The 12,625-nt window shown below is 47.0% G+C and carries 15 protein-coding genes; all 15 read left to right on the top strand.

The features are described 5' to 3' along the window. Positions 1 to 62 precede the first annotated feature (62 nt). The 15 genes from upp (at position 63) to murA (ending at position 12,280) form a co-directional block, all read left to right on the top strand. Positions 63 to 692, top strand: coding sequence for a uracil phosphoribosyltransferase (gene upp / locus F4V51_RS26420; RefSeq protein WP_127537245.1), 630 nt, complete (start codon positions 63 to 65; stop codon positions 690 to 692). Between the two features lie 38 nt (positions 693 to 730). Then, the gene (gene wecB, locus F4V51_RS26415) at positions 731 to 1,888 is read left to right on the top strand and encodes a non-hydrolyzing UDP-N-acetylglucosamine 2-epimerase (protein WP_095359964.1); all 1,158 of its coding nucleotides are present in this window, start codon (positions 731 to 733) and stop codon (positions 1,886 to 1,888) included. A 187-nt stretch (positions 1,889 to 2,075) separates the two neighbouring features. After that, positions 2,076 to 2,330 (top strand): AtpZ/AtpI family protein, encoded by a 255-nt coding sequence (locus F4V51_RS26410; protein WP_153980168.1) that lies wholly within the window; start codon positions 2,076 to 2,078, stop codon positions 2,328 to 2,330. Beyond that, a complete protein-coding gene (locus F4V51_RS26405) occupies positions 2,323 to 2,700 on the top strand; it encodes an ATP synthase subunit I (RefSeq protein ID WP_153980167.1) in 378 nt (125 codons plus the stop codon). The genes F4V51_RS26410 and F4V51_RS26405 overlap by 8 nt, the downstream gene beginning before the upstream one ends. 45 nt (positions 2,701 to 2,745) lie before the next feature. After that, positions 2,746 to 3,564, top strand: coding sequence for a F0F1 ATP synthase subunit A (gene atpB, locus F4V51_RS26400; RefSeq protein WP_127537241.1), 819 nt, complete (start codon positions 2,746 to 2,748; stop codon positions 3,562 to 3,564). Between the two features lie 78 nt (positions 3,565 to 3,642). Next, positions 3,643 to 3,867 carry a F0F1 ATP synthase subunit C gene (gene atpE, locus F4V51_RS26395; RefSeq protein WP_090922866.1) on the top strand — a complete coding sequence of 75 codons (225 nt, stop codon included), beginning with the start codon at positions 3,643 to 3,645 and terminating at the stop codon, positions 3,865 to 3,867. Positions 3,868 to 3,981: 114 nt separating this feature from the next. Continuing rightward, positions 3,982 to 4,470 (top strand): F0F1 ATP synthase subunit B, encoded by a 489-nt coding sequence (atpF, locus tag F4V51_RS26390; protein WP_095291225.1) that lies wholly within the window; start codon positions 3,982 to 3,984, stop codon positions 4,468 to 4,470. Continuing rightward, a complete protein-coding gene (locus F4V51_RS26385; protein WP_153980166.1) occupies positions 4,467 to 5,015 on the top strand; it encodes a F0F1 ATP synthase subunit delta in 549 nt (182 codons plus the stop codon). The genes atpF and F4V51_RS26385 overlap by 4 nt, the downstream gene beginning before the upstream one ends. A gap of 16 nt (positions 5,016 to 5,031) precedes the next feature. Next, positions 5,032 to 6,546: a F0F1 ATP synthase subunit alpha gene (atpA, locus tag F4V51_RS26380; protein WP_153980165.1), complete on the top strand. Its 1,515-nt coding sequence runs from the start codon at positions 5,032 to 5,034 to the stop codon at positions 6,544 to 6,546. A gap of 171 nt (positions 6,547 to 6,717) precedes the next feature. Further along, positions 6,718 to 7,590: an ATP synthase F1 subunit gamma gene (gene atpG, locus F4V51_RS26375; RefSeq protein ID WP_153980164.1), complete on the top strand. Its 873-nt coding sequence runs from the start codon at positions 6,718 to 6,720 to the stop codon at positions 7,588 to 7,590. 95 nt (positions 7,591 to 7,685) lie between these two features. Beyond that, positions 7,686 to 9,089 (top strand): F0F1 ATP synthase subunit beta, encoded by a 1,404-nt coding sequence (gene atpD / locus F4V51_RS26370; RefSeq protein ID WP_127537240.1) that lies wholly within the window; start codon positions 7,686 to 7,688, stop codon positions 9,087 to 9,089. Positions 9,090 to 9,152: 63 nt separating this feature from the next. Further along, entirely contained in the window at positions 9,153 to 9,557 is a 405-nt protein-coding gene (locus tag F4V51_RS26365; RefSeq protein ID WP_153980163.1) for a F0F1 ATP synthase subunit epsilon, read from the top strand. A gap of 410 nt (positions 9,558 to 9,967) precedes the next feature. Next, a complete protein-coding gene (locus F4V51_RS26360; RefSeq protein ID WP_153980162.1) occupies positions 9,968 to 10,174 on the top strand; it encodes a hypothetical protein in 207 nt (68 codons plus the stop codon). Next, complete coding sequence (locus tag F4V51_RS26355) at positions 10,159 to 10,416, top strand: DUF1146 family protein (protein WP_095291312.1); 258 nt, start codon at positions 10,159 to 10,161, stop codon at positions 10,414 to 10,416. Before F4V51_RS26360 ends, F4V51_RS26355 begins: the two co-directional genes overlap by 16 nt. Before the next feature lie 517 nt (positions 10,417 to 10,933). Continuing rightward, positions 10,934 to 12,280: a UDP-N-acetylglucosamine 1-carboxyvinyltransferase gene (gene murA / locus F4V51_RS26350; RefSeq protein WP_095359959.1), complete on the top strand. Its 1,347-nt coding sequence runs from the start codon at positions 10,934 to 10,936 to the stop codon at positions 12,278 to 12,280. Positions 12,281 to 12,625 lie beyond the last annotated feature (345 nt).

Genomic DNA, 12,625 nt, shown 5'->3' with positions numbered 1-12,625 from the left:
AATGATAATTAGGCATTATTGGTAATGCTGTACATGAAGAACTTACCGGAGGGACAAATTAGATGGGAAAATTAGTAATATGTGATCACCCCTTGATTCAACACAAACTGACGTTTATACGCGACATGCGTACGAATACGAAAGATTTCCGCGAATTGGTGGATGAAGTGGCTACGCTGATGGCGTACGAGATTACAAGAGAGATTCCGCTCGAATCTATTGATGTGCAAACACCAGTAGCTGAAACACAAGGAAAGGTCATCTCTGGTCGTATGCTTGGTCTGGTACCAATCCTGCGCGCAGGTCTGGGTATGCTGGATGGCGTTGTTAAACTGCTTCCTGCGGCAAAAGTAGGACATGTTGGTCTTTTCCGTGACCCGGAAACACTGCAACCTGTTGAATACTACACGAAGCTGCCTACAGACGTTACGGAGCGTGAGCTGATTGTTATCGACCCAATGCTGGCAACTGGCGGATCTGCCATTGCTGCGATTGACGTGCTCAAAAAACGCGGCTGCACCCAAATCAAAATGATGAACCTTGTTGCAGCACCTGAAGGTGTAAAAGCAGTTCAGGACGCACACCCGGATGTGGACATCTATGTGGCTGCACTGGATGATCGTCTGGATGATCATGGTTATATCGTTCCCGGATTGGGAGATGCAGGAGACCGTCTGTACGGCACTAAATAAGCATGCTGCATGCTGAATAGAAAAGGGGCTTTGTTTGAATGTCCAAGAAAATTAAAGTCATGACGATATTCGGAGTTCGTCCGGAAGCCATTAAGATGGCTCCGCTTATTTTGGAACTTCAGAAACATCCCGAATCTATCGAATCCATCGTCTGTGTGACCGCACAACATCGTCAAATGCTGGATCAGGTTCTGGAAGTGTTTAATATTCAACCGGACTATGATCTGGACGTGATGAAAGATCGCCAAACGCTGAATGAAATCACGATTCGTGTCCTTGGTGGCCTGGAGCCTGTACTGCGCGAAGCAAAACCCGACATCGTGCTTGTTCACGGGGATACGCTGACTACGTTTGTAGCCAGCTATGCAGCGTTTCTGCAGCAGATTCAGGTGGGCCATGTGGAAGCAGGCCTTCGTACGTGGAACAAGCTGTCTCCGTATCCGGAGGAAATGAACCGCCAGTTGACCGGCGTACTTGCAGACTTGCATTTTGCACCGACAGATTGGTCGTTCTCCAACCTTGCCAAAGAAAATAAACCGGAGTCTAGTACCTATGTCACAGGCAACACGGTAACTGATGTGTTTCAATATACAGTACGGCAGGATTACACACATCCGGTACTTGAATGGGCACAGGGCAAACGTCTTGTGCTGATGACAGCTCACCGCCGTGAATCCCAAGGCGAGCCTCACCGTAACATTTTCCAGGCCGTTAAACGGATTGCCGACGAGTTCGAAGATATTGCCATCGTGTACCCGGTGCATCCAAGTCCTGCTGTGAAGGAGCCGGCTCACGCGATTTTGGGGAATCACCCCCGTATTCAATTAATTGATCCACTAGACGTGGTGGATTTGCATAACTTTTATCCGCATACTCACTTGATTTTGACCGATTCAGGCGGTTTGCAGGAAGAAGCACCTTCGTTTGGTGTGCCCGTGCTGGTTCTGCGGGATACAACGGAGCGCCCTGAAGGCATCGAGGCTGGAACGTTGGAACTGGTGGGTACGGATGAGGAACGTGTTTATGAACGGACCAAAGCTCTGCTTACAGATGAAACGCTGTATGCAAGCATGAGTCAAGCTGCCAATCCATACGGTGATGGACATGCATCGGAAAGAATTGTCAATGCGATTTTGCACCATTTTGGCGTAAATAGTGAACGTCCGGAATCATTTCACAGAAAATTCAAAAAATAATTCGTTTTTTCTGACTGAATCATAAAGGGTACAGCATACAGTTAAACTGTACGGTTTACGCGGGTTTATGGGCTCCCGGGGGCCTGTAAACCCGTCGTTTTACCCTTTAAAACACTAAAATCATTCAATTGACAAAGGCTCTCATCATTCAGTAAAATTAACTGGGATTGCAAGGGTGGCGTGGAAAATGGCCGATTCGAACAAACCAAATTCATCCCGTAACCATGACAACAATGTATGGAAAGCGATGGGGCTCGTGACAGCTTTTGGGATCGAGATTGCTGTTCTCGCTGTTGCCGGATATTACGCTGGCTCCTGGTTGGACAAGACCATTGGAGGTAACGGAATATGGATCGCCGTAAGCGTTCTCTTTTTTCTGGCGGCAGGTGGAGTGAGCATCTACTTTATCGCGAAAAAATTCATGGGGGAAAGTGATGAGTGAACTAACCAGATACCGCAGATGGATGACTGTTTCCATCATGTACTTTCTTATGATTTGTTTTCTCGCAGCGGCCTTTATGCCACGTGTGGAGACAATTGCTTTGGGACTGGCCCTGGGTACAGGAATTAGCTGGATCAATGCATTTTACCTGGGCTACAAAGTAAGGAAAATGTCAGATGATGCGGCAGAAGGTAACTTGAAGCGTGTGAACCTGGGATTTTTGACAAGAGCGGCACTCGCAGTGCTCGGTATATATATATCGATGCGCTTTCCGCAGTATTTCAATACATATGCGGTTGCAGGCGGTCTGGTCATTGCGCAATTTTCCTTACTGATTATAGGGATCGTCTATTCCCGCAGAGCAGAATGATGTTAGGTGCTGCAGCTTTCAAGTCGAGAAAGGGGTGAGAAAAATATGCATGAAGCTCCAATTATTATGCTTGGCGGATTTCGACTGGATCTATCGGTTGTGTTAATGTTGGTCGTTACAGGTGCCCTCGTTTTTATTTTTGCTGTCCTGGCTACACGGAGATTGTCCGTTGAGAACCCCGGCAAGCTGCAAAATTTTATGGAGTGGGCAGTCGAATTCGTCCGCAATCTGATTTCCAGCACGATGGATATGAAGAAAGGGAAACATTTTATCTCTCTCGCACTTTCCATGATTATGTTCATCTTTGTCGGTAACATGCTGGGTCTTCCGTTCCAGGCAGTTACGGAAGTTACAGAGGTCAGTCAGGCACAGGTGTTTAATCAACCGATCGTTACAGCGGTCGATGCGTTTGAAGAAGCGCATGCCAAAGATCCTGAAGCACATCCACACGTTGAGCTGGCTTGGTGGAAATCACCTACCGCTGACTTGTCGGTAACGATGGGACTAGCACTTGTTGCGTTCATGGTATCTCATGGACTCGGATTGTTCCGCAACACGAGAGGTTATCTCAAGCACTACCTTCAGCCATTCGCCTTGTTCTTGCCCATCAACTTGATTGAAACGGCATCCAAGCTGCTGACACACGGTATGCGTCTATTCGCCAATATCTTCGCGGGTGAGGTACTGATCGCAACGATCCTGAAGCTGACCACGTTTAAAGTGTTTGGCGCAATAGCTGCCATTCCGTTGCTGATGGTGTGGCAAGGCTTTAGTATCTTTATCGGCGCGATCCAGGCATTTGTTTTTGTAATCTTGATGATGGTGTACATTTCACAGAGCATCGAGACGCACGACGAACATTAAGTTCCAAGCCCTACGAAGATTTCTTCACCAGGCTGAACAATAAAAAATTTGATTTATAATTTTAAGGAGGATATACAAATGGGAGCAATGGCATTAATCGCAGCAGCAATTGTTGCAGGACTGGGCGCGTTTGGCGCAGGTATCGGTAACGGTATGGTAATCAGCAAGACAGTAGAAGGAATTGCCCGTCAACCGGAAGCAAAATCCACTCTTCAAACAACAATGTTTATCGGGGTAGGTCTGATCGAGGTATTGCCGATCATCGGTGTGGTACTCGCGTTCATGTTCTACGGTGCGGCTTAATTAAATTGATAAGGTTTGGCGGGGAAGGCCATAGCCATCCGCGCCTTCTTTTTAGGTAATGTCCGTTCATGCGGATGAACGTTTCAAGGATACCTCCAGGAAGGAGTGAACAGATTGAGTTTCGTATGGGAAAATACGCTTCTTGCGATTATCGCATTTGCAATTTTATATTGGCTGCTTAGCCGTTATGCTTTCGGTCCTTTGTTCTCCATCATGGAAAAACGTCGCGAACTCGTGCTGACGCAGATGAATGAGGCTGCTCAGACTCGGGAACAGGCCATTGCCTATGTGGAGGAACAAAAACAAGCTCTGGAGCAAGCGCGCAAGGAAGCTCACGACATCATTGAACAGTCCAAACAAACGGGCGGCAAACAGGCTGAGTCAATTCTGGCTGACGCAAAAGCTGAAGCTAATCGTCTGAAAGACGATGCGGTACGTGAAATTGAAAGCGAGAAGAACAAAGCAGTTGCAGCGCTTCGCAGCGAACTGGGTACAGCTTCCGTTCAGATTGCTTCCAAATTGATCAAAAAAGAAGTTGAGAACGGTCCAGCACAAGAAGAGCTTGTGAACCAATACCTCAATGAGGTAGGGGGCCGACAATGAGCCGCGATACGATTGTTGCCAAGCGTTATGCGAAAGCATTGTTCGAAGTCGCTCTCCAGCAGCAGCAGGTACTTGAAGTTGAACAGGAGTTGCGTGCGGTTGTCAGTGGATTGACTGGGGATACCGAGATCATCAAGTTCATCGTATCTCCGAACATCTCTGATGAAGCCAAACGGAACGTGCTCCAAGCGAGCCTTGAAGGCAAAGTGTCCGAACCTGTTCTGCGTACGGTTCTGCTCCTGATTGAGCGTGGCCGTGTTGAACTGCTGGAAGCTCTTTTGAGTGATTATCTGAAGATCGAGGGCGACTCGCTCGGCATTGCCGATGCCCGTGTTTACTCGACTTATGCATTGAATGATGAAGAAAAAGAAGCGGTAGCCCGTGAATTCGGAGGCCGTGTGAATAAAAAGATCCGTATCGAGAACATTGTCGATTCGACTCTGCTGGGCGGATTGAAAGTCGCCATTGGCGATACGATCTATGACGGCAGCTTGGCTGGCAAGCTCGAACGTCTTGAGCAGTCTTTTAACAGACGAGTACAGTAGATTGGGGTGAGGACACTTGAGTATCAAACCAGAAGAAATCAGTACATTAATTAAGAGCCAGATCGAACAATACAAGAACGATATCGATGTAGTCGAAGTCGGGACGGTTATTGAGGTGGGTGACGGTATCGCCCGTGTATACGGACTTGAGAATGTCATGTCCAACGAGTTGGTTGAATTCCCAAGCGGTGTTATGGGCCTCGCCATGAACGTGGAAGAGAGCAATGTCGGTGTCGTTATCCTGGGACCTTACTCTGACATCCGTGAAGGCGACCAAGTAAAACGTACAGGTCAAATCATGCAAGTGCCGGTTGGCGAAGCATTGATTGGACGCGTTGTGAACCCGCTCGGTATTCCTGTAGATGGCAAAGGGCCAATCGCTACAACGGAATTCCGTCCGGTTGAAGGTAAAGCACCAGGCGTTATGGATCGTAAATCGGTTCATGAGCCAATGCAAACTGGTATCAAAGCGATTGACGCAATGGTTCCAATCGGTCGCGGACAACGTGAGTTGATCATCGGTGACCGTCAAACAGGTAAAACATCGATCGCAATCGATGCTATCCTGAACCAAAAAGGCAGCGGCATGAAGTGTATCTACGTTGCTATCGGTCAGAAGCAATCTACGGTTGCTCAAGTTGTGGAAACTCTTCGTCGTAAAGGCGCAATGGAGTACACAATCGTCGTAACTGCAGCAGCATCTGATCCATCCCCGCTCTTGTACATTGCACCTTACTCCGGTTGTTCAATGGGTGAGTACTTCATGTACAAAGGCGAGCACGTTCTCGTTATCTATGATGACTTGACTAAACAAGCGGCAGCATACCGTGAGCTCTCCTTGCTGCTTCGTCGTCCTCCGGGCCGTGAGGCATATCCGGGTGACGTATTCTATCTGCACTCCCGTTTGCTGGAGCGTGCAGCGAAGCTGAATGATGAACTTGGTGGTGGTTCTTTAACCGCTCTGCCATTCATTGAAACACAGGCTTCCGACGTATCTGCTTACATCCCGACGAACGTAATCTCGATCACAGACGGACAAATCTTCCTTGAAGCCGACTTGTTCAATGCTGGACAACGCCCGGCGATCAACGTAGGTATTTCCGTATCCCGTGTCGGTGGTTCTGCTCAGATCAAAGCGATGAAAAAGGTTGCAGGTTCCCTGCGTCTCGACCTCGCTCAATATCGTGAGCTTCAAGCGTTCTCCCAGTTCGGCTCCGATCTGGACAAAGCGACTCAGGCCCGCCTGAATCGTGGTGCCCGCATGATGGAAATCCTGAAGCAGGGTGTAAACCAGCCTCTGCCTGTTGAACAGCAGGTTGTGAGCTTGTATACAGCGGTTAAAGGATTCCTGGATGAAATTCCAACAGGTGACGTTACTCGCTTTGAGCGTGAGTTCCTTGCGTTCATGGAGAGCAACCATCCGGAAATTCTCGGGTCCATCCGTGATACAAAAGAATTGACTGCAGACAACGAAAATGCACTGAAAGGTGCAATCGAGAAGTTCAGAAAGAGCTTCGCTGTCTCTGTCTAAATAGATGATTGCAGCTGCGGAGTTGTTTAACCGATTCCGCATGTCTGCATGTAAAACTTTGATGCTTTCAAAGTAAGATAATGCTTACGAAGTAGTTTTGACTACGTCAAAACTTGTGTTGATGCTTACGAAGTAACTTTGGCTCCGCCAAAGTTTTGAGGTGGTGAAATCATGGCAAAAGGCATGCGCGAAATTAAGCGGCAAATTAAAAGCGTACAGAGCACCAAGCAGATCACCAAAGCAATGGAGATGGTTGCAGCTGCAAAACTGCGTAAAGCGCAGGAAAAAGCTGAGGCAGCCCGTCCTTATTCGGAGAAACTGAAAGAAGTTGTGGCTAGTATTGCATCCAGCACGCAAGGCATCCAGCATCCGATGCTAGAGAGCCGTCCGGTCAAAAAGACAGCTTATCTAATCATTACATCGGACCGCGGACTTGCAGGTGGATACAATGCGAATATTCTGCGTCAGGTTAACCAGACACTGAAAGAACGCCATAACTCACAGAATGATTATGAGTTGTTCGTAATCGGACGTAAGGGACGCGATTACTTCAGACGCCGTGAGATTGCGATGGCTTCCACGACAACGGATCTGTCGGATTCGCCTTCATTTGCAGATATCAAATCCATCGCACACGAAGCTGTTCGTGGATTTGAACTGGCTGAATTTGATGAATTGTACATTTGTTATAACCGCTTTGTAAATGCGTTGACCCAGATTCCTACGGTAGAACGTCTTCTTCCTATGGATACACCTGAGGTATCTGCTGCGAATGGACCAACTGCAAGCTACGAGTACGAACCGTCAGCCGAGGCTGTACTGGAGGTTCTGCTTCCGCGTTATGCGGAGACATTGATCTACGGTGCGCTTCTGAACGGTAAGGCGAGTGAGTTGGGCGCGAAAATGACGGCGATGGGTAATGCAACCAAAAATGCATCCAAACTCATTAATGATTTGTCATTGACTTACAACCGTGCCCGTCAAGCAGCGATCACGCAGGAGATTACGGAAATTGTGGCAGGTGCCAACGCAGCACAAGGCTAACCGTTATTTATTTAATGAAGGCTTGCACTGCAAAGATAAACGAACGGAACTTTATTTTTGTCAAAGTAGCAGGCTTGTAGGAGGGGAACGTTAAGATGAACAAAGGACGCGTTGTGAGCATCATGGGTCCGGTTGTTGACGTCGAGTTTGAACGCGGCGGTCTGCCGGAAATCCTCAATGCCATTACGATCACTACAGTAACCGAAAGCGGCGTAAGTGTAAGTCTTACACTCGAAGCTTCGAAACATCTGGGTGACAACCGGGTACGTTGTATCGCGATGTCCTCCACGGACGGTCTCGTACGTGGTATGGAAGCAGTAGATACAGGAGCTCCAATCTCTGTACCTGTTGGGGAAGCGACACTGGGTCGTGTATTTAACGTACTTGGCGAAGCGATTGATACTGGCGGTACTGTTGCTGCTGAACATAAAAACCCGATTCACCGCTCTGCTCCTGCATTCGATGAACTGACGACTCAAGCAGAAATGCTGGAGACAGGTATCAAAGTTATCGACTTGCTGGCTCCTTACGCCAAAGGTGGTAAAATCGGTTTGTTCGGTGGTGCCGGTGTAGGTAAAACCGTTACTATTCAAGAATTGATCAACAACATTGCACAAGAGCACGGTGGTATCTCCGTATTCGCGGGTGTTGGTGAGCGTACACGTGAAGGTAACGACTTGTATCACGAGATGAGTGATTCCGGCGTTATCAACAAAACAGCAATGGTCTTCGGACAAATGAACGAGCCTCCAGGCGCACGTCTTCGTGTAGCCCTCACAGGTCTGACAATGGCGGAATATTTCCGTGATGAAGAAGGCCGTGACGTGTTGCTCTTTATCGATAACATCTTCCGTTTCACCCAAGCGGGTTCAGAAGTATCTGCCTTGCTCGGACGTATGCCTTCCGCGGTAGGTTACCAGCCTACGCTGGCAACAGAAATGGGTCAATTGCAAGAGCGTATCACTTCCACGAAAAAAGGATCGGTTACATCTATCCAGGCGATCTACGTACCTGCGGATGACTATACGGATCCGGCTCCTGCAACAACGTTTGCTCACTTGGATGCAACAACGAACCTGGAGCGTAAAATTTCCGAGATGGGTATCTACCCTGCGGTAGATCCACTCGCATCCAGCTCCCGGATCTTGGCACCAGAAGTTGTAGGTGAAGAACACTATAGCGTAGCTCAAGGCGTTAAACGCATCTTGGCGCGTTATAATGAGCTGCAGGATATCATTGCGATCCTGGGTATGGACGAGCTCAGTGAAGAAGACAGAGCGCTCGTTTACCGTGCTCGTAAAATTCAACGTTTCTTGTCCCAGCCTTTCCACGTTGCTGAAGCATTTAACGGTATTCCGGGTAAATACGTTCCGGTTAAAGAAACGGTGCGCAGCTTTAAAGAGATTCTCGAAGGCAAGCATGACGATCTGCCGGAAGCAGCATTCCTCTTCGTGGGTACGATTGAAGAGGCAGTGGAGAAAGCTAAAACACTGGTATAATCTGAATCCAAGATTGTCCTTATGAAGCGAGCTATCCTTCGGATAGTTTCAGGAGGGATGGAATTGAGCACCTTTTTGTTGGAAATTGTAACGCCTGAGCGTTTGGTCTATTCGTCGCAAGCAGATAGCATCATCGCTCGTGGTATTGAAGGGGAACTGGGGATATTGCCAGGCCATATCCCTATGGTTACTCCATTGCAGATTGCACCGATTATTATCAAAAACGGAAAAGAGAACAAGCAGGTCGCTATTGGCGGCGGCTTTATCGAAGTCCGCAAAGATAAGGTTGTTGTTCTCGCAGAAAGTGCCGAATTCCCGGAAGATATCGATGTGGATCGTGCGCGTGCAGCGAAAGAACGGGCAGAACGCCGTCTCAGCAGCCAAAGCAACCAGGACCACTTTGATCACCGCCGGGCAGAGATTGCTCTGCAAAAAGCGGTTAACCGGATCAACGTATACGGCAAATAAACGATTAAAGGAAGCCCGGCGGCTTGGTCTGCCGGGCTTTTTTTGCTGTGTTTTGCAGAAATGACTTCCATATTTATGTATGAAATCATTATTTACTGGATGATTTTATGTAGATTCACCGTTAATTTTTGTAAACAACGATCACCGTTCGTGTGATATTGAATATAGTATAGGACTATAGTAATGGTGATAGTTACCACTAATAGACCCATTTTTGGCCAGTTCAAACCAAATTATTTCCGAGGAAATGACAAGATCGATATCGAAATAGCGCTCTTTTATGTCGTTTTAGTCACAAAATCCCGATGATTTAAAATTAAAATATTTTCAAAGTGGAAATCAATGTAATTGACAATGTATGATGAAAGAGCCTATATTCCATAGAGTCAGCAGAGAATGCAGCTGCGAAGATGAATTCCATGATCATTCACAGCCAGATGGTGCTGCTCGAAGAGTGGGCAACACGAAGGATCTCCATATGGGGTACTTCAGCGGTGAATCAGTTGTGTTCTGCTGGAACAAATCATTCTTATGAGTTTGAATTAAGGGTGACAAGCAAAATTGCGCTGGTTGCTGCAACAAATGTGGAGGTAATGAATATATGGATATTGATCTGACGAATCAGTTGAACCAGTCATTAAGCACAAATGGGTTAGTTTCGATTGTCGTTTCGCTATTGTGTATAGCACTCGCATGGTGGGCGCTGCAAAACCTGAAGCTTGATCTGATTATCAGACAGCCGAAGGGCGCTCAGGGAAGATTGCTGCATTTGCTGCTTGCCATTATTCTGGGTCATGCCGTATCCGGGTTCGTTATTGATTATTTATCATGGACCCAAATGTTGCGTCATTTGTTTTAATGTTGAGATGGTTGGTTAATCATCTGTTAGGTTCTTCATGAAGCCTGATTGTCGAATAACATCGATTGATTGTGTCAACAATTAGAGTATGGCCAACCTGTTAACAATTAAGAAAAATGTGTGACGTATAATTGGTTGAACTGAGATGTTTTATGTAAAAATGCTTGTATCGTACAATTCAAAAATGTTATGATGGAAGTTAGGGAATTAACTATTGTTCACTTTAACCTTAGGTTATAAACGGGATCCCCGGTATTTACCGGCTAAAAATTATCCCAATCCGTCTGTCCTGATGTTTTGCTGACCTGTAAGCCTTAATTTACAAGTTTGCAGGCAATCAGCACGGCAAGTGTTATCATCAATTTTGGATTATAAACCAATTCTTTTCTGAACAGACATCAGGCGTTTTTTGCCGGGCAATGTCGAAATTCCACACACAGCAACAGTCCTTTCTAACACAGAGGGCTTACGTATTCCGGAATGAAGAAAAGGGAATAAAAGCGCGGAGGGAACCATGATGAGCAAATTTATCGTCCGCGGTGGCAAAAGGTTGACCGGAAGTGTCAAAGTTAGCGGCGCTAAAAATTCTGTTCTTCCGATCATCGCTGCCTCTCTACTAGGGGAAGAAGGACAAAGCGTTATTATTGACGCGCCTCCTCTAGACGATGTGATGACGATTAACAAAGTGTTGGAATCGCTGGGAGCGGGTGTTACATACCGGGACGAAGTGATTACCGTGAATGCGGAAAAACTTACTTCCTGTGAAGCCCCGTATGAATGGGTAAGTAAAATGCGGGCGTCTTTTCTGGTCATGGGGCCTTTATTGACGCGTATGGGTCATACGAGAATTTCGCTTCCTGGTGGATGTGCCATCGGAACACGGCCGATTGATCAGCATTTGAAAGGTTTTGAAGCCATGGGTGCCGAGATCAGCTTGGGCCAAGGCTATATCGAAGCTCGCAGCCAAGGACGGTTGCGCGGTGCAAAAATTTATCTGGATGTAGCTTCTGTCGGAGCTACTCAAAATATTATGATGGCTGCAACACTGGCTGACGGTGTAACCGTGCTGGAAAATGCAGCAAAAGAACCTGAGATTGTGGATCTGGCCAACTTCCTTAACGGAATGGGTGCCAAAGTCCGTGGAGCGGGTACAGGAGTTATTCGCATCGAAGGTGTGGAGAAACTCACTGGAGTGAAGCACACCGTGATTCCTGACCGGGTAGAAGCGGGTACTTACATGGCTGCTGCTGCAATTTCTGGTGGCGACGTGTACATCGAAGGTGCTATCTCCGATCATTTGGGTTCGGTTATTGCCAAGATGGAAGAGATGGGAGTGACCATCCTGCCGGATGAGAATGGGGTACGTGTCATTGCAGACCGTCCACTCAAGGCAGTAGATGTGAAAACTTTACCATACCCTGGATTCCCTACTGATATGCAGTCCCAGATGATGGCGCTCTTGCTGGCATCAGAAGGAACAAGTGTCGTAACAGAGACGGTGTTTGAGAATCGCTTTATGCATGTGGATGAATTCCAGTTGATGAATGCGGAGATCAAAGTGGAAGGCCGTTCGTCCATCATTACAGGTAATGCCAAACTGAAGGGTGCCAAAGTTACAGCTACCGATTTGCGTGCGGGTGCTGCACTCATTATTGCGGGTCTGGTTGCTGAAGGCACAACTGAAGTCGGCGGTGTTCATCACATCGACCGTGGCTACGTTCACTTGGCTGAAAAGCTGAATGGACTGGGAGCCGACATTTACCGTATTTCGGTTGAAGAACCGAAACTGGACGCAGCTAAGCCTGCAACCGAAAAAGCTGAGGAAGAAGTGCCGATGTTCAAGGTGCAACCGACTTGGGCTTAAATCATGTTTTTAGTAAAAAGCTAAGCCATCTGGCTTGGCTTTTTTTTATGCCCTTTTTTGACACGATACTATTAAAAGTATGGCCAACAATTCAGTACCTGATTCTATTAATAGCTGGTCCTAATGGAAGAACTGTGGGTCCAAGTTTTGAATATATACATTTGAATAAAAGAACATCAATAGAGAATGCGGTGCATGGTTAAGCATGTCCAGAATGGCTGTATAGCGGCGGTTTATCTACTATAGCAGAGCAATGTTAATCTAACATTAAAAAGAACCAAAAGCTCTTTCTTTCTCTCAAATCAGGTTCTATCAGATCGAAACAGCTCATACCCTAAACTATGG

The organism is Paenibacillus xylanilyticus, from assembly GCF_009664365.1.
GTDB classification, from domain to species: Bacteria; Bacillota; Bacilli; order Paenibacillales; family Paenibacillaceae; genus Paenibacillus; species Paenibacillus xylanilyticus_A.
The sequence above is the reverse complement of the archived record's forward strand: the minus strand, read 5'-3'. Positions and strand labels throughout refer to the sequence as shown.